This is a genomic window from Streptomyces sp. NPDC097619 (assembly GCF_040302735.1).
Lineage (GTDB): Bacteria > Actinomycetota > Actinomycetes > Streptomycetales > Streptomycetaceae > Streptomyces.
Genome location: NZ_JBEOSD010000133.1, coordinates 1 through 22,710, shown reverse-complemented (window position 1 = coordinate 22,710; position 22,710 = coordinate 1). Strand labels below are relative to the sequence as shown.

The 22,710-nt window shown below is 72.9% G+C and carries 20 protein-coding genes; 14 read left to right on the top strand and 6 right to left on the bottom strand.

The features are described from left to right. The coding region (locus tag ABTZ17_RS28280) for a tetratricopeptide repeat protein (RefSeq protein ID WP_352198575.1) at positions 1-1,629 on the bottom strand (1,629 nt) is incomplete at its 3' end. Between the two features lie 96 nt (positions 1,630-1,725). On the opposite strand from ABTZ17_RS28280, the gene ABTZ17_RS28275 reads away from it, so the two are divergent. Then, on the top strand, positions 1,726-3,168 hold the full coding sequence (locus ABTZ17_RS28275) for an FAD-binding oxidoreductase (RefSeq protein WP_352198574.1): 1,443 nt from the start codon (positions 1,726-1,728) through the stop codon (positions 3,166-3,168). Positions 3,169-3,312: 144 nt separating this feature from the next. Beyond that, complete coding sequence (locus ABTZ17_RS28270) at positions 3,313-6,897, top strand: protein kinase domain-containing protein (RefSeq protein WP_352198573.1); 3,585 nt, start codon at positions 3,313-3,315, stop codon at positions 6,895-6,897. Between the two features lie 35 nt (positions 6,898-6,932). Here the strand turns inward: ABTZ17_RS28270 and ABTZ17_RS28265 are convergent, their stop codons facing one another. Next, positions 6,933-7,412, bottom strand: coding sequence for an SsgA family sporulation/cell division regulator (locus ABTZ17_RS28265; protein ID WP_352198572.1), 480 nt, complete (start codon positions 7,410-7,412; stop codon positions 6,933-6,935). A 287-nt stretch (positions 7,413-7,699) separates the two neighbouring features. Here ABTZ17_RS28265 and ABTZ17_RS28260 point away from each other — a divergent pair, with 287 nt between their 5' ends. Both ABTZ17_RS28260 and ABTZ17_RS28255 read left to right on the top strand, forming a co-directional pair. Continuing rightward, entirely contained in the window at positions 7,700-9,283 is a 1,584-nt protein-coding gene (locus ABTZ17_RS28260) for an RDD family protein (RefSeq protein WP_502994874.1), read from the top strand. Between the two features lie 129 nt (positions 9,284-9,412). After that, the gene (locus tag ABTZ17_RS28255; RefSeq protein ID WP_352198570.1) at positions 9,413-10,258 is read left to right on the top strand and encodes an RDD family protein; all 846 of its coding nucleotides are present in this window, start codon (positions 9,413-9,415) and stop codon (positions 10,256-10,258) included. Positions 10,259-10,355: 97 nt separating this feature from the next. Here the strand turns inward: ABTZ17_RS28255 and ABTZ17_RS28250 are convergent, their stop codons facing one another. After that, complete coding sequence (locus ABTZ17_RS28250) at positions 10,356-10,631, bottom strand: hypothetical protein (protein WP_352198569.1); 276 nt, start codon at positions 10,629-10,631, stop codon at positions 10,356-10,358. Positions 10,632-11,069: 438 nt separating this feature from the next. Here ABTZ17_RS28250 and ABTZ17_RS28245 point away from each other — a divergent pair, with 438 nt between their 5' ends. Beyond that, positions 11,070-13,475 (top strand): immune inhibitor A domain-containing protein, encoded by a 2,406-nt coding sequence (locus tag ABTZ17_RS28245; RefSeq protein WP_352198576.1) that lies wholly within the window; start codon positions 11,070-11,072, stop codon positions 13,473-13,475. A 123-nt stretch (positions 13,476-13,598) separates the two neighbouring features. Beyond that, positions 13,599-13,904 (top strand): hypothetical protein, encoded by a 306-nt coding sequence (locus ABTZ17_RS28240; RefSeq protein WP_352198568.1) that lies wholly within the window; start codon positions 13,599-13,601, stop codon positions 13,902-13,904. 6 nt (positions 13,905-13,910) lie between these two features. Here the strand turns inward: ABTZ17_RS28240 and ABTZ17_RS28235 are convergent, their stop codons facing one another. Next, on the bottom strand, positions 13,911-14,513 hold the full coding sequence (locus ABTZ17_RS28235; protein ID WP_352198567.1) for an isochorismatase family protein: 603 nt from the start codon (positions 14,511-14,513) through the stop codon (positions 13,911-13,913). Between the two features lie 146 nt (positions 14,514-14,659). After that, entirely contained in the window at positions 14,660-15,988 is a 1,329-nt protein-coding gene (locus tag ABTZ17_RS28230; protein ID WP_352198566.1) for a nicotinate phosphoribosyltransferase, read from the bottom strand. Between the two features lie 81 nt (positions 15,989-16,069). Between ABTZ17_RS28230 and clpS the strand changes: the two genes are divergently transcribed. The 7 genes from clpS to ABTZ17_RS28195 all read left to right on the top strand — a co-directional run bounded on the left by clpS (position 16,070) and on the right by ABTZ17_RS28195 (position 20,931). Next, positions 16,070-16,384 carry an ATP-dependent Clp protease adapter ClpS gene (gene clpS / locus ABTZ17_RS28225; RefSeq protein WP_352198565.1) on the top strand — a complete coding sequence of 105 codons (315 nt, stop codon included), beginning with the start codon at positions 16,070-16,072 and terminating at the stop codon, positions 16,382-16,384. Next, positions 16,384-16,983: a DUF2017 domain-containing protein gene (locus ABTZ17_RS28220; protein ID WP_352198564.1), complete on the top strand. Its 600-nt coding sequence runs from the start codon at positions 16,384-16,386 to the stop codon at positions 16,981-16,983. The genes clpS and ABTZ17_RS28220 overlap by 1 nt, the downstream gene beginning before the upstream one ends. Before the next feature lie 482 nt (positions 16,984-17,465). Continuing rightward, complete coding sequence (locus tag ABTZ17_RS28215; RefSeq protein ID WP_352198563.1) at positions 17,466-18,908, top strand: amino acid permease; 1,443 nt, start codon at positions 17,466-17,468, stop codon at positions 18,906-18,908. 90 nt (positions 18,909-18,998) lie between these two features. Further along, positions 18,999-19,421 (top strand): M67 family metallopeptidase, encoded by a 423-nt coding sequence (locus tag ABTZ17_RS28210; RefSeq protein WP_352198562.1) that lies wholly within the window; start codon positions 18,999-19,001, stop codon positions 19,419-19,421. Between the two features lie 77 nt (positions 19,422-19,498). Further along, a complete protein-coding gene (locus ABTZ17_RS28205) occupies positions 19,499-19,606 on the top strand; it encodes a putative leader peptide (RefSeq protein ID WP_352198561.1) in 108 nt (35 codons plus the stop codon). Between the two features lie 81 nt (positions 19,607-19,687). Continuing rightward, on the top strand, positions 19,688-19,966 hold the full coding sequence (locus tag ABTZ17_RS28200) for a MoaD/ThiS family protein (RefSeq protein WP_352198560.1): 279 nt from the start codon (positions 19,688-19,690) through the stop codon (positions 19,964-19,966). 14 nt (positions 19,967-19,980) lie between these two features. After that, positions 19,981-20,931: a PLP-dependent cysteine synthase family protein gene (locus ABTZ17_RS28195; RefSeq protein ID WP_352198559.1), complete on the top strand. Its 951-nt coding sequence runs from the start codon at positions 19,981-19,983 to the stop codon at positions 20,929-20,931. A 64-nt stretch (positions 20,932-20,995) separates the two neighbouring features. Here ABTZ17_RS28195 and ABTZ17_RS28190 read toward each other — a convergent pair whose 3' ends face one another. After that, a complete protein-coding gene (locus ABTZ17_RS28190; protein WP_352198558.1) occupies positions 20,996-21,490 on the bottom strand; it encodes a type II toxin-antitoxin system PemK/MazF family toxin in 495 nt (164 codons plus the stop codon). Positions 21,491-21,784: 294 nt separating this feature from the next. Here ABTZ17_RS28190 and ABTZ17_RS28185 point away from each other — a divergent pair, with 294 nt between their 5' ends. Continuing rightward, a complete protein-coding gene (locus tag ABTZ17_RS28185; RefSeq protein WP_352198557.1) occupies positions 21,785-22,537 on the top strand; it encodes an MBL fold metallo-hydrolase in 753 nt (250 codons plus the stop codon). The last annotated feature ends 173 nt before the right edge of the window (positions 22,538-22,710 follow it).

Genomic DNA, 22,710 nt, shown 5'->3' with positions numbered 1-22,710 from the left:
GGGCGCGGGTGGCGCGGGCGGCGCAGGTACGGGCTCCCGCTCCGCCGCCGACCCGGCCCCCGCCGCGCCCGGCTTCGCCGCCGGCTGCGACTCCTGCCCCTGCCCCTGTTGCTTCTCCGGCTCCTGCTGCTTCTCCGGCTCCGCCTGCTCCTGCCCCTTCTCCGGCTGCGCGGCGGGCTTCGGCTTCGGCATCTCCGGAGCCACCCACGGCTCGTCCGGCAGCACGTTCTCCGGCCCGCCCGCGGCCTGCTCCTCCAACTCCGCCAGCGCCTTCTTCACCTTCGGCGCCCCCAGCGGCGAGAACTTCGGATTCGTCCGCAGCGCCTCCTGGAGGTGCCGGCGCGCCGACTCCACATCACCGAGGTCCCGCTCCACCACCGCCCGGTGATAGGCGAACCCGGCGTCCCGCAGCCCCGGATCCGTGGCCTTCTTCGCGTACCACAACGCCTCCACCGGATCCCCCGACCGGAACAGCGCCCACCCCAACGCGTCCGCCACCTGCACGTTCTTGTGCCGGATCCACTCCGCCCGCAACCGGCGCACCGCCGCCAACGGATCCGCGTGGTCCGCCTCGTACCGCGACAGCGCCAGGTCCTCCCGCACCCCGTACTGCGCCGCCCGCGACACCAGCGCCGTCAGCAGCCCGTACGCCTCCCGCGCCTCGTCCTCCCGACCCAGCGACTCCAACAGCTCGCCCAGCTCCAGCGCGTACTGCGGCAGCGGCACCTCCTCCAACACCGCCCGGTAGTCCCGCACGGCCTCACCCGACCGGTCCAACGCCGCCAGCGCCCGCGCCCGCCCGCCCAACGCCCGCCCCTGCGAAGGATCCGTCCGCAGCGCCGCCTCGAACGCCCGCAGCGCCTCCGCCGGCTCCCCCCGCTCCCAGGCCAGCTCGCCCGTCCGGAACAGGACGTACGCCTTCTCCGACGGCGTCTTCGCCACCCCCGCCGCCTGCACCAGCGCCGAGGCCGCGTCCTCCCGCCAGCCCTTGTCCCGGTACACCTGCGAGGACCGCAGGAAACCGGGCAGCCCCCCGCGCAACGCGACCAGCTTCTCCATCGCCGCCTCGGCCGGCTTGTACGCCCCCAGCCCCGCGTACGCGTCCACCAGCACCGGGTACGCCGTCCACTGCTTCGGCGCCTGGGCCCGGACCAGCTCCCCCCACTTCCGGGCCGTCACGTGGTCACCGCGCGCGTTGGCCAGCGCGCCCATGCCCACCATCGCCTCCAGGTTCCCCCGCTCCGCGGGCCGCACCTCCAGCGACCGCTTCAACGCCTGCTCCGCCTTCGGGTACAGCGCCGCGTCACCCGTCCGCCGGGCCTGCTCCAGATAGGCCGTCCCGAGCACCGACCAGGCGGCCTCGTCCGTCGGATGCGTCCGCACCCACCGGCTCCGGTCCGCGACCAACGCGTCCACGTCCACCGCCGCCGCCGGGGCCCCCATCCCCACCGACGCCATCGCCCGTTCCTCGGGCCGGGGCGGACGGGGATCGTCCGCATGCGGCGCGGCGGGCCGGATGACCAGCGCCCCCGCGATCAGGACCACGGCCACGGCGGCGGTCACCGCCGTGCGCCGCGCGCCGAACGTGACGGGCGGCTGCTGCGCCTCCGACTCCGACTCCATGTGCATGCGCTCACTGTGCGTCAATATGAAGAGTCAGCGCGGACGGCCGGTACCGATCCCCGCCGGGTTCACACCGATGGACCCAGGTGCCAGGCTGGACGCATGGACCTCACGGAGTCAGCGGAACCCCAGGACGCCCCGGCCGTCGGGCCCGATCCGGGCCGGGGGTCCGGGGGGAACGGCGGGCTGCTGCGGGACCTGCGGACCGGGCTCCCCGCGGCCGCCGTGCTCACCGACCCGCAGGTCACCGCCTCCTACGCGGGGGACATGGCGAGCTTCTGCGAGGCCGGCACCCCCGCCGTCGTGGTCCTGCCGCGCACCGTCGAGGAGGTGCGGCACGTCCTGCGGACCGCGACCGCCCACCGCGTCCCCGTCGTCCCCCAGGGCGCCCGCACCGGGCTGTCCGGCGCCGCCAACGCCGTCGACGGCTGCATCGTCCTCTCCCTGGTCCGCATGGACCGCATCCTGGAGATCAGCCCCGTCGACCGGATCGCCGTCGTCGAACCCGGCGTGGTCAACGCCGCCCTCTCCCGTGCCGTCGCCGCCCACGGCCTGGCCTACCCGCCCGACCCCTCCAGCTGGGAGCAGTGCACCATCGGCGGCAACATCGGCACCGCCTCCGGCGGCCTGTGCTGCGTGAAGTACGGGGTCACCGCCGAGTACGTCCTCGGCCTCGACGTCGTCCTCGCCGACGGCCGCCTGCTGCGCACCGGCCGCCGCACCGCCAAGGGCGTCGCCGGGTACGACCTCACCCGGCTCTTCGTCAGCTCCGAGGGCACCCTCGGCGTGGTCGTCGGCGCCGTGCTCGCCCTCCGGCCCGCCCCGGCCCCGCAACTGGCCCTCGCCGCCGAGTTCCCCTCCGCGGCCGCGGCCTGCGCCGCCGTCTGCGCCGTCATGGAGGCCGGGCACACCCCCTCCCTCCTCGAACTCATGGACCGCACGACCGTCCGCGCCGTGAACCGCCTCGGGAAGATGGGCCTGCCCGAGACCACCGAGGCCCTGCTCCTCGCCGCCTTCGACACCCCCGACGCCCCCGCCGGGCTGGCCGCCGTCGGCGAGCTGTGCACCGCGGCCGGAGCCACCCGCGTGGTCCCCGCCGAGGATCCCGCCGAATCCGAACTCCTCCTCCAGGCACGCCGGATGGCCCTCACCGCCCTCGAAACCCTGCGCCCCGCCACGATGATCGACGACGTGTGCGTGCCCCGCTCCCGGCTCGGCGACATGCTCGACGGCACCACGGCCATCGCCGAACGCCACGGCCTCACCGTCGGCGTCTGCGCCCACGCCGGCGACGGCAACACCCACCCCGTGGTCTGCTTCGACCCCGCCGACCCCGAAGAGACGGCCCGCGCCCGGGCCTCCTTCGACGAGATCATGGCCCTCGGCCTCGCCCTCGGCGGCACCATCACCGGCGAACACGGCGTCGGCGTCCTCAAGAAGGAATGGCTCGCCCGGGAGCTCGGACCCGTCGGGCTGGAGGCCCAGCGCGCCGTGAAGGCCGCCTTCGACCCCCTGGGCATCCTCAACCCCGGCAAGCTGTTCTGACCCGCCGGGTCCGGCTCCGGGTCCGCCCCGGCGGGGGAATTCGCCCCCCGCGCCCGGGAACCTTTCTGACGCGTCGTCTACTCTCCCCTCCGGCACCACACGTGCGCGCACCCGCGCGCACCCGGCGGAGGGGGACCGCGAGCCATGGACACGATGCTGCACCCGGACGACCCGGAACGGCTGGGCGGCTACTGGCTCGCCGCCCGCCTCGGCGCGGGCAGCCAGGGCGTGGTCTACGAGGCGTACGACGAACAGGGCGCCCGCGTCGCCGTCAAGGCCCTGCACCGCGACGCCCAGCAGTTCGTCCGCGACCGCTTCGCCAAGGAGGTCGAGGCCGCCCGGCTCGTCGCCCCCTTCTGCACGGCCCGGATCCTGGACGCGGCCGTCGCCGCCGAAGCCCCGTTCATCGTCAGCGAGTACATCCCCGGCCCCACCCTCGGGGCCGCCGTGCGCGCCCACGGCACCTTCGACGCCGAGGCCACCACCCGGCTCGCCGCCGGGGTCGCCACGGCCCTGGCCGCCATCCACCAGGCCAAGGTCGTCCACCGCGACCTCAAGCCCGGCAACGTCCTCCTCGGCCCGGACGGCCCCCGCGTCATCGACTTCGGCATCGCCCGCGCCTCCGACATGTCCCTGACCGCCACCGGCGCCATCATGGGCACCTTCGGCTACATGGCCCCCGAGGTCCTCGCGGGCGGCCGGGCCACCCCCGCGGCGGACGTCTTCGCCTGGGGCGCCCTCGTGCTGTACGCGGCCTCCGGCGAGGAGCCCTTCCGGGGGGACAACATCGGGCAGGTCGCGCACCGCACCGCCGCCGTCGACCCCGACCTGTCCGCGCTGCCCGCTCCCCTGCGGCCCCTCGTCGCCGCGGCCCTCGCCAAGGAGCCGGGCCTCCGACCCACCGCCACCGAACTCCTCCTCGGACTCGTCGGGGAGACCCCCGCCGCGGCCGACCCCCGCCGCGCCCTCCTGGAAGCCGGTGCCCGCCGCTCCGCCGACCCGCGCCCCGAGGCCGACCGGCCCGGTCTCGGCGAACGCGCCGAACGCGCCTACGCCGGGCTGCCCTTCGGCGCCCAACAGGCCGCCCACGAGATCCTGCTCCGGCTGGTCGTCCCCGGCGAGGACCCCGACGGCAGCCAGGACTCCGTCCGCACCGCCTCCTACGAGGAACTGTTCGCCGGCCGCGGCGAGACCGAGGCCGCCGACGGGCACGCCGCCGTCACCGCCCTGCGCGCCGCCGGGGCCCTGTTGGTCGGGGAGGACCACGCGGTCCGCCCCGTCAGCGCCGCCCTGATCCGGGCCTGGACCCGGCTGCGTGCCTGGACCGAGGCCGACCGCGCGGCCCTCGCCCTGCGGCACCGCCTCGGCCAGAGCGCCCGCGCCTGGCAGCAGCACGGCAGCCGCCCCGAGGACCTGGTCCAGGGCACCGCCCTGCGGGAGGCCCTGGACTGGTCCGCCGCGGCCGGTCGGCACGTCCGCCCCAACCCCCTCGAAGCGGCCTTCCTCGAAGCGGGCCGCGTGACCGCCGGTCGCACCGTGCGGCGCCGCCGCCAACTCCTTGGCGGGCTCGGGGTGCTGCTGGTCGTGGCCCTCTTGGCGGGCGGGCTGGCCTGGCAGCAGTCCCGGGCCGCCGCCCGCGAACAGGCCCGCGCCGCGGCCCGCACCACGGCCCAGGCGGCCGCCAGCCTCCGTGCCGCCGACCCGAAGGCAGCGATGCTCCTGGGCGTGGCCGCCTGGCGCATCGCCCACACGGAGGACTCCCGCGCGGCCCTCCTGGGCGGCCGCGTCCAACGCGAGGCGGACGTGGTCGAACTTCCGGCGGAGGCGGCGACGGACCGGCTGACCCGGCGCGTCCTCTCGGCCGACGGCCGGTACCTCGCCGCACTGGTGGGAGCCGACACCCAGATCTGGGACCTCAAGGCGGGGCGCGTGACTGCCACGACGAAGGGCCGGGCGGACCTGAAGGACGTGGCGTTCGGCCCGTTCAGCCCCGACGGGCGACTGCTGCTGGGGCAGGGCGAGAACGGCTACCGGGTGTTCGAGGCGGCCACGCTGAAGCCCGTCGGGCGGGAGATCGCCCTCGACAGGAACGAGCAGGTGGTCGAGCTGACCAGCGGCGGGCTGGTGTTGAAGCGTCCCCTCATCGCGTCGGGTTACACCCTGACGCGGGCCTCGGACGGCAGCGAGGTCAGCGCGGGTCCGGAGAGGGCGACGGTCTCACCGGACGGCGCGCAGCTCGCCACGTGCGACGGCGGCAGCGGAGTCAGGCTCTGGAAAGTGAAGGGCGGCCGACTCGATCCCGTGGCCCTCGACGAAGCCGACGGGGGAGCCACCGCCTGCCAGCGGTTGGTGTTCAGTCCCGACGGCCGCTTCCTCGCGGCCCAGATGTTCGAAGGCCACCGGGTCTGGCGCACCGCGGACGGCTCCGACCGCGGGCGCGTGGAGAGCGGTTCCGATGACGCGCAGTTCAGCAGTGGGGGGAAGTACCTCTTCTGGTACGAGACGGAGTCCGGGCTGATCCGGATGGCCGCCACGGACCGTGCCCTCGTGGAACTCCCCGCGTACCGGGTCCGTACGAGTCGGGTCAAGCCGAACGAAGCGCGGATCGCTTTGGCGATCGACGACGCGGCGCACCAACTGGTCTTCCACCGCTCCGAAACGCGCACGGTCGAGAAGATCGACCTCGTCGAGACCCCTGAGACGGCGGCTCGACTGCCCAGTGGTTCCATCCAGTCCGTGGACGTGTCGGGTGACGGCCGGATCGGCATGGTGCGGCCCCTCGGGGTGGGGCAGCAGCTCCTCGACCTGCGAAGCGGTCGGTTGCTCGGCAGCCCGGTGCCGGAACGGGAACCCGGCCAGTCGAAGGGCTGGACCACGTCCGACCTCTCCGATGACGGGAAGCTCCTGGCCTTCAACGACCAGGGCGACATGGTGGTCTGGGACGTGGCTCGGCGCAAGGAGGTGCTGCGGAAGCGGGCCGACGTCTACTACGCCGATTACCTCGCCCTGGCCCCGGACGGGCGACGCCTCGCGTTCTACAGCCAGCTTGAGGAGCAGGGGAACGGGACCTTCAACGACCGTCCCGGACACGTGTACGTGTGGGACGTTCCCTCCGGCAGGCAAGTGGTGACGTTCGAAAGCGAGCCGGGAAACCTGGCCTTCGATCGGGAGGCCGACCGTCTCGTCACCTCGCGCGGCGAGCTCGTCGACCTGGCCACGGGCCGAGTGCGCAAGCACGCCTTCGGGCCGAACCCCGCCTCCGACGTCGTCTTCTCCCCGGACGCCGGAACCCTCGCGGTGGCCCAGCGCAACGGCTGGCTGCAACTGTGGGACGGTGCGGTCACCCGGCGGGGGGTGGCACTGCCCAGCAAGGCGACGAGCGTCGCGACCGACGGGTACGGCGCGCAGCTCTCCGACATGGCCTTCTCCGCCGACGGCCGGCTCGCCGCCGCGCTCGTGGGCGCGGACAAGGTGCAGTTCTGGGACCTCGAATCCGGCCTGGCGCTCGGTGACGCGCTCGACCCGGGCACCGGCATGATCGGTGGACTCGCCTTCGACGGTCAGGTGCTCCGGATCCTCAGCCCCACCGAGCCCTTCCGGTCCCTCGACACCGACCCCGAGGCGCTCGTCGCCGGTATCTGCGCGCGCGTCGGTGGGCGGGAGCTCACCCCGCAGGAGTGGGGGCAGTACGTGCCGGAGGGGACTCCGTACCGGAAGGTGTGTTCCTAGGGGCCGGGGCCGCCGGGGAGGTGGGGCGGGCGTCGTCATCGGTCGGAGTCCCCGGACTCGTCCGAGGGCCAGGAGTCGCGGAGCCACAGGTCGTCGGCCGGGGTGGGGGCGAGGAGGGCGGCCAGGGCCTCGTCCAGGCCGAGGTTCTCCGCCTCCGAGCCGGGCGGGACCAGCCGCAGGGTCCGCTCCAGCCAGGCCGAGACGGACTCGGACGGGGCCTCCAGCAGGGCGTCGCCGTCGGGGGAGCTGAGCGCCATGCAGATCACGCTGCGCGAGTCGACCTTGGTGGGCCAGACGCGCACGTCCCCGTGGCCGCAGGGCCGGAACACCCCCTCCACCAGGAGCTCCCGCGCGAAGGTCCAGCTGACCGGGGAGTGGGAGCCGATGTGGAACACCACGTGCACCGCGTACGGGTCGGAGGCCCGGTAGACCAGGCGGGCGGGGACGGAGATGCTGCGGTCCGGCGACAGGACCAGCTTGAGTTCCAGCTCGCGTTCGACGACTGCGTGGGACATGGCGTTCCTCCGGGTGTTGCGGGAACCCTTCGCGGGTCCTTTTCAGGTCCTTCACCCGGAGAGAGCTCGCCGGACGCCGGCGATGACGCGGGTTTCCGGAGAAAAATGCGGCTTGGCCGAAAACCGATCAACTGACCGGAACCGGCCGGGTGCACGGCTTCCGTACCCGCTTCGCTCAAAGGCGGTCCATATCCCGTGACCCCACCTGCGCCCCAGCGGTTCTTGGCTAAGGTCGCCCTTGCACAAGCGGGCACGAGGGCACGAGCGGACGAGCGGAGTTGGGGACATTGACGGCCTCTCCTGGTGACGGCGAGCAAGCGCCCCGCGAAGGGTTCTACCCCGACCCGTCGATCCCGGGCTTCGTCCGGTACTGGAACGGAGCGTCCTGGGTGCCCGGCACCAGCCGCCCCGCCCCGCCGGGATTCGTCAGTCCCGAGCCGGCGCCCGTCCCCGCTCCCGTCCCCGCGCCCGTTCCGGCCCCGCCCCCGGCGCCCGTCAGGGCCGCCGCCCCCGCCCCGGCCGCGGAGGAGACCGGGCCCGTCTTCTTCGACGAACTACCGGAGGGGGACGTGCGGCAGGAGGGCGGCACCGGACCGGAGGAGGTCCGGCCCGCACCGGCGGCCGCGGTCTGGCGGGACCCGTACGGGGAGGACCGGCGGGACCCGTACGGGGGTGCGTACGACGGCCTCGGGGAGCCCTTCCGGAAGGGCTCGGGCGAAGGGGACGACCTGCCCGATCCCTTCCGGAAGGAGCCCCGCGACGCGGTGCCCGCCGCGACCGGGCCCGGTCCGGAGTCACCCCAGGCGGCCGTGTGGGCCGCGGACGTGGCGCACCAGTCCGGCTTCGGCGGGGACCGGGACCGACGCGTCTCCTGGGGCGGGGAGCCACCGGCACCGGTGCCCGCCCCGGCGCCCGCTCCGACCCCCGCCGCGGTTCCGGCGCCCGCCCCCGCCGCCCGCCCGCGGTCCGCGCCGGCCGCCGCCGGGATCCTCTCGCTGAAGTCCCCGGCCCACGCCGACCCCGCCGAGTCCTCGCCAAGCGCCCCGTCCTCCCGACCCGAACAGGCCGCGCCCGCCGCCTCGACCGCCTCCGCCCCGCCCGCTCCCCGGTCGGCCCGCCCGGAGCCCGCCCGCCCGGACCCCGCGCCCACCCGGGTCGCGGCACCGGAAGCCGCATCCCCGAAGACCCCTTCCCCGAAGGCCGCTTCCCCGGCAACCGGCGCACCGGAAGGCACTCCCTCCGCTACTCCTCCCGGCGGCTCCGTCCCCGCGGCCCGCCAGGAGAAGCCGGATGCCTCCCGGCCCGCCGGCCGTCGGTCCACGCCGACGACCGTGGCCGCCACCGGGCCCGCCGCCGAGGAACTGTTCCGGCGGCTCGCCGAGGACAACACCGCCCGCCCGGCCGGGCTCGCCCGCCGGCTGACGGCCCGCGTGCTCGACACCGTCGTCACCGCGGCCGCCGCCACCGCACTCGCCCTGCCCCTCGCGGCGAAGACCGCCGACCACCTCGACGCCAAGATCGAAGCGGCCCGGCTGAGCGGGACCACCGTCACCGTCTGGCTGCTCGACGGCACCACCGGCGGCTACCTCGGGATCCTGCTCGGGTCCCTGCTGCTCTTCGGCCTGCTCTACGAGGTGCTGCCCACGGCGCTGTGGGGCCGGACCCTCGGCAAGGCCCTGTTGCGGGTCCGGGTGGTCCGGATGGAGAGCGCGGTCCGGCCCTCCTTCGGCGCGGCGCTCGGCCGGTGGCTGGTGTTCGGGCTGCTGGGCCTGCTCGGGGTCGGTCTGCTGAACGTGCTGTGGTGCCTGTTCGACCGGCCCTGGCGGCAGTGCTGGCACGACAAGGCGGCCGGCACCTTCGTCGCCCGCTGACCCCGAACCCGCCCCGTCTCCGTCCCCGCGTCCCGTCCCTCGCCCGCCGGGCGGGTTTGCGGCCGGGGCCTCCCCCTAACGGCCGCCGTCCCGTTGCGGGGCGCGGGGGGCCGGGTTCGACTGGCGGCCATGAGCACCGATCAGCCCCCGCCGGGACAGCCCCCCGAGGACGACCCGTTCCTGAAGAGGCCCCAGGACCCGACGCCTCCGCAGACGCCCCCGGGCTCCCCGGGCGCGGGCTCCCCCTACGGGAGCCCCTCCGGTGCGGGCGGTGCGGAGGGCTACCCGCCCCCGCCTCCGGGCGGCTCCGGTGGTGGTGGCTACCCGCCCCCGCCCCCCGGTGGCTCCGGCGGCGACGGCTACCCGCCCCCGCCGCCCCCGTACGGTGGCGGCGGCGACCCCTACGGAGGCGGTGCCGGCGGCGCGGGCGCCGGTGGCCCGTACGGCGGCGGTCCCTACGGGGGAGGCGGCTACGGGGCCCCCGACCCGCTGGCCGGGATGCCCCCGCTCGCCGACTTCGGCAAGCGCCTGCTGGCCCGGATCATCGACGCCCTGCTCATCGGCATCCCGCTCGGCGTGCTCCAGTGGCTCACCAGCCGCAACCGCTTCACCATCGAGACCGACAACGGCGAGGACGCCACCGAGGTCTTCACCAAGGCGTACAGCGGCGGCGGTCTGCTGTGGACGATCATCGGCGTGCTCGCGTTCGTGGGCTACGACTGGTACATGACCAAGTCCACCGGCCAGACCGTGGGCAAGCGGCTGATGCACCTGCGCGTGGCCATGCTGAACGACGGCAGCGTGCCCGCGAGCAACGCAGCGCTGTCGCGCGCCGCGGTGCTGTGGATCCCGACCCTGCTGTGCTGCGCCTGCCTGTGGCCGCTCGTCCTGATCATCACGATCCTGAGCGACAAGCCGTACCGGCAGGGCCTGCACGACAAGGTGGGCAAGACGGTGGTCGTCACGGCTCCCTGAGCCGGGCACGACGAACCGGCGGTCGCCACGACGAACCGGCGGTCGGCGTCCCGCCCGCGGGACGCCGACCGCCGCACGTCACGTCCAGCGCGCCGGTCTAGCGGTGCGCGGCCTGCCCGGCCTTGGGTCGGGCGGGCCGGCCGACGGCGTCACCTTCCGAGGGGGCGGGCGTGGGGTCCGCGGGGACCCGGCGTACCGTCCTCTTCGGCATGGCCGCCGTGAGGGCGACGAGGAGGCCGAGACAGAGGGCCGCGGCGGCGATGACACCGACCCCGAGGCCGGTGCGCGTCTGCGAGAGCAGCAGCATGGCGAAGGTCGACGCGATGACGGTGGCGGACCCGTAGGCGAACTGTGCGGGGGTCGGACGCGGCATGGCGGGCTCCGTCCTCAGGACAGACGAGACACGGTCGGGAAGTCGCTCAACTCGGTCGCTCCGTCAAGAGACTCTACGGCGGGGGATGCCCGGGGGGAACGGCAGGTAAGCGTGACCTGACCCACGGTGCCGGAGCACGGGGGGCGCACGGGGTCACCGGTGCCCCCGCGGACGGGGGGAGTACGCGCCCTTCGTCCGGGCCGCCCCGGAGCGTCCCGACCGGACCCCGCCCGTCCGACCGGACCCGGTAAGTCCGTTTGTCCGGTATGCAGAACAAGCTGACCGCATAGTGCACTTGAGCTGAACAAGTCAAGGTCTGTCTTTTCGCGCGCCGGTCCGGTCAAATGTCGTCACTTGAGACGCGCGCTGCCCCGGAACCCCTGACTCCCGGTCCTTGAAGGCGGCCGCGGGAGGGGAACACATCAAGTGAGCAGCAACATCTCGTCGAAGAGACGAGCCGTCCGTTTCGCCGCCGTCACCGTGACGATGGCCGCGTGTGCGGCGACCGCTTCCGCCTATTCCTTCGCCAACGCCCGTGACCTGGCCGCGCCCGCCGCGGACGCCACGATCGTCGCGCAGGACCCGGCCGCCCCGGGCAAGGCCAAGGCCGACCACGACCTCGAGGGTCCGTTCAGCAAGCAGCAGAAGCAGGCCCGTCAGGCCGCTCTGGAGCAGGTGCTGGACGGCAAGATCCCCGTGCAGCAGCGCGGGGCCTCCAAGGTCGCCAAGCTCGACGACAAGAAGTACGTCGAGCTGGGTCGCGAGAAGACCGACAAGATCTTCACGATCCTGGTCGAGTTCGGCAACAAGGTCGACAACACCACGACCTTCGACCCGGACGGCGAGGGCCCGCAGCCCCCCGTCGTGAAGTACGGCGGCACGCCCGGCCCGCAGAAGAACCAGATCCCGAAGCCGGACCGCAAGAAGGACAACAGCACCCTCTGGCGCTCGGACTTCAACCGGGACTACTTCCAGAAGCTGTACTTCGGCGAGGGCAAGGGCGTCCACTCGCTCAAGACCTACTACGAGAAGACCTCCTCGGGTCGCTACTCGGTCGACGGCACGGTCTCCGACTGGGTCAAGGTCCCGTACAACGAGGCCCGTTACGGCTCGAACTACTGCGGCGACTCGAACTGCGCCAACGTCTGGGACACCGTCCGCGACGGCGTGACCGCGTGGGTCAAGGCCCAGCAGAAGGCCGGCAAGACCGACGCGCAGATCAAGAAGGAACTCGCGAAGTACGACGCCTGGGACCGTTACGACTTCGACGGCGACGGCAACTTCAACGAGCCCGACGGCTACATCGACCACTTCCAGATCGTCCACGCGGGCGAGGACGAGTCGGCCGGCGGCGGCAAGGAAGGCCCCAACGCCCTCTGGGCGCACCGTTGGTACGCCTACGGCACCGACGCGGGCAAGACCGGCCCGAAGCAGAACAAGGCCGGTGGCACCCAGATCGGCAAGACCGGCATCTGGGTCGGCGACTACACCATGCAGCCCGAGAACGGCGGCCTGGGCGTCTTCGCGCACGAGTACGGCCACGACCTCGGTCTGCCGGACCTGTACGACACCTCCGGCAAGGGCGAGAACTCGGTCGGCTTCTGGTCCCTGATGTCCGCCGGTTCCTGGCTGGGCCAGGGCAAGGAGTCCATCGGCGACCTGCCCGGCGACATGACCGCCTGGGACAAGCTGCAGCTCGGCTGGCTGAACTACGGCAAGGCCAAGGCGGCGACGAACTCCACGCACAAGCTCGGCGTGTCGGAGTACAACACCAAGAACAAGCAGGCGCTCGTCGTCTCGCTGCCGAAGAAGAAGGTCACCACCACCATCGTCAAGCCCTCCGAGGGCTCGAAGCAGTGGTGGAGCGACATGGGTGACGACCTCAAGAACACCCTGACCCGCTCCGTGGACCTGACCGGCAAGTCCTCCGCCGCCCTGTCCCTCAAGGGCTGGTGGGACATCGAGTCGGGCTACGACTACCTCTACACCGAGGTCTCCACCGACGGCGGCGCCAACTGGACCGCCCTCGCGGGTACCGCCGACGGCACGGCCATCCCGGTCGACGCCGCGAACAACCCCTCGCTGACCGGCACCTCCGGCGCCTGGAAGCAGCTCAACTTCCCGCTGAACGCCTACGCGGGCAAGAAGGTCGACCTCCGCTTCCGCTACCAGACGGACGGCGGCGCGGGCGGCAAGGGCTTCACCGCCGACGCCATCACCGTGACGGCCGACGGCTCCGCCCTGTTCAAGGACGGCGCGGAGAGCGGCGCCAACGGCTGGACCGCCAAGGGCTTCTCCGCCATCGGTGAGAGCTTCACCAAGGCGTACAAGCAGTACTACCTGGCCGAGAACCGCCAGTACGTCTCGTACGACAAGACCCTCAAGGTCGGCCCGTACAACTTCGGCTTCGCCGACTCCCGCCCGGACTGGGTCGAGCACTACCCGTACCAGACCGGTCTGCTCCTGTGGCTCTGGGACACCTCCCAGAAGGACAACAACACCTCGGCGCACCCCGGCCAGGGCCTGATCCTCCCGATCGACGCCCACGCCAAGCCGCTGAAGTGGGCGGACGGCACGCTGCTCCGCAACAAGATCCAGCCGTTCGACGCCCCGTTCAGCAAGTACGCCACCGACGCGTTCACGCTGCACAAGGCCTCGAAGCCGCTCGCGATCACCTCGAAGAAGGGCGTCTCCGTCTTCGACGACCGCACCGGCAAGTACTTCTACCCGGAGAACCCGACGGGCAGTGTCAAGGTTGCTGACACGAACACCCGCATCACGATCGTGGACCAGCCGAAGGATGGCTCGTACATCACCGTGAAGGTCGGCCCCTCCAAGAAGTAATTGGTAAAGCCGCAGGTCAAAGCGTGATCGGCCGTCGCCCTCTAGCGGGCGGCGGCCGATCGCGTTTAGATGCGGGGGCGAGGTGCGCTATTGACACCTCACCCAACGGGGGAGACGTACGACATGCCAGGTGGAGGATTCGTCAAGCTGCCCGACGGCAGCGTGGTGGTCGCCCTGACCCTGCCCCGGCCCTTCGGGGAGGACGGCCAGGTCAGGATGCTGGTGCACGCCGCGAACCGGGCCCGCGCCCTGACCAGGCTGCGCAACCTCGGACTGCGCGCCGTCTACCTGCGGGGCAACGCCCTGCCGCCCACGCCGGACGAGGTGACCGCGGTGCTCCACCATCCCGACGGGCTGCTGTGGCGCTGCGCCCCCGACCTGGCCGACGAGCTCTGGCACCCGATACGGGCCCTGCTGCCGGGCGCCTGAGGCCCCTCAGGGCGCCGGTACGGCCGGGGTGCCCGTGAGGCGTACGCCGGCCTCCCGCAGCTCCTCCAGGGCCGCCTCGGTGGTCTCGGCGGCCACGCCCGCGGTGAGGTCCAGGAGCACCCGGGTGGCGAAGCCGGCCTTCGCGGCGTCCAGGGCCGTGGCCCGTACGCAGTGGTCGGTGGCGATGCCGACCACGTCCACCTCGGTCACCCCGCGCTCGCGCAGCCAGTCCGCGAGCCCCGTGCCGTTCTCGTCGGCCCCCTCGAAGCCGCTGTACGCGGCCTCGTAGGCGCCCTTGTCGAAGACGGCGGCGACCGCGCCGGAGGCGACGGCGGGGGCGAAGTTCGGGTGGAAGCCCACGCCCTCCGTGCCGGCCACGCAGTGCACCGGCCAGGAGGTGCGGTAGTCGGGCCGCTCCGGGGGATGGGCGAAGTGGGAGCCCGGATCCACGTGGTGATCGCGGGTGGCGACCACGTGCCGGTAGCCGGGCGTGGCCTGTCCGATCAGCTCGGTGACGGCGGCGGCGACGTCGGCGCCGCCCGCCACGGCCAGGCTGCCCCCCTCGCAGAAGTCGTTCTGCACGTCGACGACGATCAGTGCGCGGTGCATGCGGTGTCCTCGATTCCGGAAGTGACGGTGGTGGTGCCCGGGGCTCCCCGCGGGAGGCTCTTCCCCCCGCCCGTGCCCTCCCGAACCCCGGGCCGGCCGGCGACCGCGCGCACCCCGCCGGGAGCGGCGGGGGCGCACGGGGCGGCTCACACGTATTCGGTGGGGATCACGGCCTCGCCGCGGGAGAGCTGGGTGGCGGACAGCGGGAGGGCGGCGCGGGCGGCGCGGTGCCGGTCCCGGGCGGCCTCCAGGGGCTCGCGGGCCACGACCTCGCCGCCCTTGACCAGCTCGACGAGCAGCTGGTGGGGGGCGAGCGCGCTGGGCACCGGTCCGGTGCCGATCACCTCGGCCTCGGCGTGGCCCTCCGCGTCGGGGCGGCGGGCCGCCCACTTGCGGCCGCCGACGGACGCCTTCCCGCCCAGGGACTTCTTCGCGACCGGCACCAGGGGCGCCTTCGGGTCGGACCCGGCGGCCCGGGCCACCAGCTTGTAGACCATGGAGCAGGTGGGGTGGCCGCTGCCGGTGACCAGCTGGGTGCCCACCCCGTACGCGTCCACCGGGGCGGCCGCGAGGGAGGCGATGGCGTACTCGTCCAGGTCCGAGGTGACCACGATCCGGGTGCCGGTGGCGCCCAGCTCGTCCAGCTGGTGCCGGACCCGGTGCGCCACGAGGAGCAGGTCGCCGGAGTCGATGCGGACGGCGCCCAGCTCGGGCCCGGCCACCTCGACGGCGGTGCGGACGGCCTCGGCCACGTCGTAGGTGTCCACCAGGAGGGTGGTGCCGGTGCCCAGCGAGGCCACCTGGGCGGTGAAGGCGTCCCGTTCGGTGTCGTGGAGCAGGGTGAAGGCGTGGGCGCTGGTGCCGACGGTGGGGATGCCGTAGCGGAAGCCGGCGGCGAGGTCGGAGGTGGAGGTGAAGCCCCCCACGTAGGCGGCGCGGGAGGCGGCCACGGCGGCCAGTTCGTGGGTGCGGCGGGCGCCCATCTCGATCAGCGGGCGGTCACCGGCTGCGGAGGACATCCGGGAGGCGGCCGCGGCGATGGCGGCGTCGTGGTTGAGGATCGACAGGATCACCGTTTCCAGCAGCACGCACTCGGCGAAGCTGCCCTCCACGCGGAGCACGGGGGAGCCGGGGAAGTAGACCTCGCCCTCCGGGTAGCCCCAGATGTCGCCGGAGAAGCGGTAGCGGGAGAGCCAGTCCAGGGTCCGCTCGTCGACCACGCGGCGCTCGCGCAGGAAGTCCAGTACGGCCGCGTCGAAGCGGAAGTTCTCCACCGCGTCCAGGACGCGGCCGGTGCCCGCCAGGACGCCGTAGCGGCGGCCCTCGGGCAGGCGCCGGGTGAAGACCTCGAAGACCGACCGGCGGTCGGCCGTGCCGTTGGCCAGGGCGGCCTGCAGCATCGTGAGCTCGTAGTGGTCCGTGAAGAGGGCCGTGGACGGCACGTCGACCGGCAGGCCCAGATCCGCAGGGTTCATGTCGGCGACTCTACTGCACATCTCGTCAAAGTGACGAAATGTAGGGGGCCGTTTGTGCGACAGGCCCGCCACAGTGGCAGCATGGGGTGGGTGAGTGTTGCTCCCCTTGAGATCGAACGCACCGAACCGGCCGAAGGGACCTTCGCGGTCCCGGAACCCGACGTCCCCTGGGTGACCCTGGTGCACAACGACCCGGTCAACCTCATGAGCTACGTGGCGTACGTGTTCCAGGCGTACTTCGGCTACCCCAAGGACAAGGCGCACAAGCTGATGATGGACGTCCACCACAAGGGACGGGCGGTCGTCTCCAGCGGCACCCGCGAGGAGATGGAGCGCGACGTGCAGGCGATGCACGGCTACGGACTGTGGGCCACCCTCTCCCAGGACCGCTTCTGATGGGCGGCACCTTCGAACCCCTGGCGGGCGGCGGGGCCGCGGTGGCCCTGGACGAGATCGAGGTCTCCATCCTGCGCTCCCTGGCCGTGCAGCTGCTGGAGCTGATCGGACCCGGCCCGCAGGCCGAGGACGCCGACCCGCTGGCCGCGCTCTTCGCCGAGGGCCCCACCGAGGCACCCTCCGACCCGGCCCTGGCCCGCCTCTTCCCCGACGCGTACGGCGGCCCCGGCGCGCCCACCGAGGGGCCCCGGGCGGCCGAGACCAAGGCCCACGCCGCGGAGTTCCGCCGCTTCACCGAGAACGACCTGCGGACCCGCAAGCGCGAGGACGCCCTGGAGGTCGTGCGCACCCTGGACGCCCTCACCCCCGGTGGGGACGGGGGAGCGGTCCTGGAGCTGACCGGCACCCAGCCGCTGCGCTGGCTCGGCGCCCTGAACGACCTCCGGCTCACCATCGCGGCCCGGCTGGAGATCACCGAGGACGACGAGGCGGGGGTGCTGTTCCGGCTGCCCGACAGCGATCCCCGCAAACCGATGGTGATGGCCTACCTGTGGCTGGGCGGGCTCCAGGAGACCCTGGTCGAGACCCTGACGCCCTGACCCCGCGGCGCCTCGAAGGCGCTCGCGCCCGCACCTGTCCCGCAAGGCCGCCGGAGAACCCTCCGGCGGCCTTTCCGTGTCCGGCCCCTCCGCCCGGCCCCCTGCCCGGCCTCCGTGCCCGACTCCGTCCCGGCGCGACCCGCCCGCGGGGTGGGAATGACCGGATTTAAGGATTCCGTGAGGCGTTCGCTCATCGGACGCTCAAATCCGGATAACGATCGGATCACCGCCTACGAGTGATCTGTCCCGCTTCAGGACTTTCATGGTCCTTTGCCTGTGACATGTGTCCCAGTACGCCCCCCGGGTCGGCCGGGGCCCCGTGATAGATCTTCACCTCCGCCGCCGGACACCACCCTCGTCCACGCGGCGGCGCTTCGGGCCGGCTGACCGTCGGCGTGCACTCCATCCGTATCCGGGGGGATCGAGGACCCGATCCGCGGCCACTGCCAGGCGCGGGTCGGCATGGAGAAAGGCGCACCACCATGACCTCTTCGCAGGTCGACCAGCAGCACGAGGGCAACACCGGTACCGCGGCCGAGGAAGCCGCGGCGGGCGAGGGGTACCACCGCACGCTCGGCGCCCGCCAGATCCAGATGATCGCCATCGGCGGGGCCATCGGCACCGGACTCTTCCTGGGCGCGGGCAAGGCCATCAGCAAGGCCGGCCCCAGCCTGATCCTTGCCTACGCCATCGCGGGCCTGGTCATCTTCTTCATCATGCGGGCCTTGGGCGAACTGCTCATGTACCGCCCGGTGTCCGGCTCCTTCTCGGAGTACGCCCGCGAGTTCGTCGGCCCCTTCTGGGGGTACGTCACGGGCTGGACGTACTGGCTGTTCTGGGTGGTCACCGGCATCACCGAAGTCACCGCCGCCGCCCAGTACATGGCGTATTGGACGCACGACAGCTTCCCCCAGTGGGGCTACGCGCTGATCTTCACCGTGGTCCTCTACCTCGCGAACCTCATCTCCGTGAAGCTCTTCGGCGAGCTGGAGTTCTGGTTCTCGATGGTCAAGGTCACCGCCATCGTCGGCATGATCCTGATCTGCGCCGGCATCCTGACGGTCGGCTTCTCCGACGCGGCCGACACCGCCTCCGTCTCCAACCTGTGGAACGACGGCGGCTTCTTCCCCAAGGGCATCGGCGGCACGCTGATGACCCTTCAGATCGTGATGTTCGCCTTCCTCGCCGTCGAGCTGGTCGGCGTCACCGCGGGCGAGTCCAAGGACCCGGCCAAGACCCTGCCCAAGGCCATCAACACCGTGCCGTGGCGCATCGCCGTCTTCTACGTCGGCGCCCTCGTCATGATCCTCTCCGTGGTCCCGTGGTCGGAGTTCCAGCCGGGGGTCAGCCCCTTCGTGGCCGCCTTCGAGAAGATGGGCCTCGGCGTCGGCGCCGCGATCGTCAACTTCGTCGTCCTCACCGCCGCGCTGTCCTCCTGCAACTCCGGCATGTACTCCACCGGCCGGATGCTGCGCGACCTCGCCCTCAACGGCCAGGGCCCGAAGCTCTTCACCCGGCTGACGAAGAACGGCACCCCGCTCGTCGGCACCACCTTCTCCGCCGCGCTCATGCTGGTCGGCGTCTGGATCAACTACGTCGCCCCCGGCAAGGCCTTCGACTACGTGGTCTCCTTCGCCACCATCTCCGGCATGTGGGCCTGGATCATGATCCTGGTCTGCCAGATCCGCTACCGGGCCAAGTCCGACCGCGGCGAACTGCCCGCCTCCCCCTTCCGCGCCCCCGGCGCCCCCTGGAGCAGCTGGTTCGCCCTCGCCTTCATCGGCATGGTCATCGTGATGATGGGGGCCGACAAGGACGCACGCGTCTCCCTCTACTGCGCCCCGCTGTGGGGGCTGCTGCTGGGGGTTTCCTACCTGGTCCTGAAGAGCCGCGACCCCCAGGGCGCCGCCTTCGCCAAGCGCTGACGGCCCCGCCCGGACGGGCGCTGTCCACCATGCGGGCCCTCCCGTACCGGATCTCGGTACGGGAGGGCCCGTCTGTTTATCCTGTGGCCCATGCTGACCCTCACCCAGGCCCTGTACGACCAGATCGTGGCGCACGCCCGCCAGGACCACCCCGACGAGGCGTGCGGGGTCGTGGCGGGCCCGGCGGGCACCGGCCGGCCCGAGCGGTTCGTCCCCATGCTCAACGCCGCCCGCTCGCCCACGTTCTACGAGTTCGACTCCAAGGACCTCCTGAAGCTCTACCGGGAGATGGACGACCGCGACGAGGACCCGGTGATCGTCTACCACTCCCACACCGCCACCGAGGCCTACCCCTCCCGCACCGACGTGACCTACGCGAACGAGCCCGGCGCCCACTACGTGCTGGTCTCCACCGCGGACGAGGACGGGCTCGGCGAGTTCCAGTTCCGCTCCTACCGGATCGTCGACGGGGTGATCACGGAGGAGGAAGTGCGGGTCGTGGCCGCCTACTGACCACGATGTGAGCCGTTGGCGTCCACGATGTGGGATCACACTCCATTCGGGTGACCGGGAATCGTTACGATGCCCGCATGGTTTCCCACGACGTGAGCTCCGAGGCCCCGCGCAGCACCGCGCTGGTGGCGCGCCTGCACGTCGACCTGGGCCGCCTCGCCAGCGCGATCTGTCCCGCTGCCTGAGACCCACAGCCCCTCCCGCGCGGGGGCAAGAACCGCGCGCAAGGCGTACCCGACGCCCCTACCGACATCCTGGAGCCAGCCGTGGCCATCAAGGTCAGCATCCCGACCATCCTGCGCACCTACACCGACGGAGAGAAGGCCGTGACCGGCGAGGGCGCCAACCTCGCCGAGCTCTTCGCCGACCTGGAGACCCGCCACCAGGGCATCGAGGCCCGGATCGTCGACGAGGGCAAGCTCCGCCGCTTCGTGAACGTCTACCTCAACGACGAGGACGTCCGCTTCCTCGACGGCATCACCACCGCCCTCTCCGACGGCGACACCGTCACGATCCTCCCGGCCGTGGCCGGCGGCTCGAAGTAAGCGGCACCGCACCGATGCGCTACGACTCCCCGCTGGCGGCGGTCGGCAACACCCCGCTGGTCCGGCTGCCCCGGCTGTCCCCCTCGGAGGACGTCCGGATCTGGGCCAAGCTGGAGGACCGCAACCCGACCGGCTCGGTCAAGGACCGCCCCGCGCTCCACATGATCGAGCAGGCCGAGAAGGCCGGCCGCCTGCAGCCCGGCTGCACCATCCTGGAGCCCACTTCCGGCAACACCGGCATCTCCCTCGCCATGGCCGCGAAGCTCAAGGGCTACCGGATCGTGTGCGTCATGCCGGAGAACACCAGCAGGGAGCGGCGCGACCTGCTCGCCATGTGGGGGGCCGAGATCATCTCCTCGCCCGCGGCGGGCGGCTCCAACACCGCCGTGCGGGTGGCCAAGGAACTGGCCGCCGAGCACCCCGACTGGGTGATGCTCTACCAGTACGGCAACCCGGACAACGCCGGCGCCCACTACGCCGGGACGGGCCCGGAGATCCTCGCGGACCTCCCCGGGATCACCCACTTCGTGGCGGGCCTGGGCACCACCGGCACCCTGATGGGCGTCGGCCGCTACCTCCGCGAGCACAAGCCGGACGTGAAGATCGTCGCCGCCGAGCCCCGGTACGACGACCTCGTCTACGGCCTCCGCAACCTCGACGAGGGCTTCGTCCCCGAGCTGTACGACGCCTCCGTGCTCACCACCCGCTTCTCGGTGGGCTCCGCCGACGCGGTGACCCGCACCCGCGAGCTCCTCCAGCAGGAGGGCATCTTCGCCGGCGTCTCCACCGGCGCCGCCCTGCACGCCGCCATCGGCGTCGGCAACAAGGCGCTCAAGGCCGGGGAGAGCGCGGACATCGTCTTCGTCGTGGCCGACGGCGGCTGGAAGTACCTCTCCACCGGGGTCTACACCGCTCCCACCACGGAAGCCGCCATCGAAACCCTGCAGGGCCAGCTCTGGGCCTGAGCCCGCCCGCACCGCCCGCGCCCCCGTGCCGTCCGGCCGGGGGCGCGGTCGTGTCCCGGCCCGGTCAGCGGGCCAGGTGGCGGACCTGGTCCCAGATCGCGGGGTCCACCGGGCCGACCCGCCGGCGGAAGCCCCACACCGACACCTCGCGCAGCTCGTCCGTCTCCAGGAAGGCGGCCCGGCCCCGGGCGTCCCCGACCGTGCCCGGCGGCAGGGGGATCACCCCGGGCCGCTCGTCGTGGTACTTGCTGGTGATCTTCACGACCAGCATCCGGCCGGCCGCCTCGCCCCCGCCCCGCCCCGGGGCGTGCGCGTGCCCGTGCCGGACCGGGCCCAGCACCAGACAGGGCCGGTCCTTCGAACCGGGGCCGTCCTCGAAGGGGACGTCCGCCCACCAGATATCCCCGGCCCGCGGCCGCGGCGGCGGGCCCGGCCGGTGGGCCGGCTCCGGCACCGCGGGCGGGCGCGGCCGGGCCTCCGGCCGCCGTCGCCCCGCGACCAGGACGACCAGGGCGAGCGCCACCACCGCCGCCAGCGCGGGCCACCAGGACGTGTCCATGCTCCGACCGTAGCCGTCCGACCGCCGCGCGGCGCGACGGCACCCGCCCGGACCGCCCCCGTCGACCGGGGTTCCCCCGGCATCCACCGGCGGGACATCGGCGGGACACGCGGCAACCCGTGTGCGGAGGGTCGCTCCAGGGGGTGACTGCTCAGGTGAGTTGCCCCACAACGGCCTGCCGCGGAGGAGCGACCGCCCCTTTCGCGCCTTACGCTCGACGCACGCACGGCCCCCCACGCCCCCACGCACGGCTTCATACCGCCGCCCGTACCCGCCCACGGAGGTTCCTGCTCCATGAAGCTCACCGTCGTCGGCTGCTCGGGTTCGTTCCCGTCCGCGGAATCGGCCTGCTCGAGCTACCTCGTAGAGGCCGACGGCTTCCGGCTGCTCCTCGACATGGGCAACGGCGCCCTGGGCGAGCTGCAGCGCCACTGCGGTCTGTACGACCTCGACGCGATCCTGTTGAGCCACCTGCACGCGGACCACTGCATCGACATGTGCGCGTACTTCGTCGCCCGCTACTACCGCCACGAAGGCGGCCGGTGCGGCACCATCCCCGTCTACGGGCCCGAGGGCACCGAGAAGCGGCTGGCCACGGCGTACGAGGACGTGCCCCACGAACGGTCCATGAGCGAGGTCTTCGAGTTCCGCACGCTCAGCCCCGGCAGCTTCGAGGTCGGCCCCTTCACGGTCCGTACCGAACGGGTCCGCCATCCGGTGGACGCCTTCGGCTTCCGCGTCGAGCACGGCGGCAAGGCCCTCACCTACTCCGGGGACACCGGCACCTGCCCCGAGCTGGCCGCGCTCGCCGAGGACACCGACCTCTTCCTCTGCGAGGCCTCCTTCACCCACGGCAAGGAGGACATCCCCGACCTGCACCTCAACGGACGGGAGGCCGGGGAGTACGCGGACCGCGCCCGTGCCAGCCGCCTGGTCCTGACCCACGTGCCGCCGTGGACCGACGCGGACCGCAACCTCGCCGACGCCCGCGAGGTGTACTCCGGCCCGGCCGAACTCGCCCGCGCCGGGGCCGTCTACGAACTCTGACCCCGACGCGCGCCGCGTCGCGGGAGCGCTCCCGCGCCCCGGCCGCCGGGACACGACGAAGCCCCGCGCTCCGGACGGGGCCCGGGGGGTGGTGCGGCCGGGGGGGGGGGGCACCGGGGGGTGTGGGGCGGGTGGTGGTGTCGGGGAGGGGGCGGCTGCCGGCGGTGGCGTTC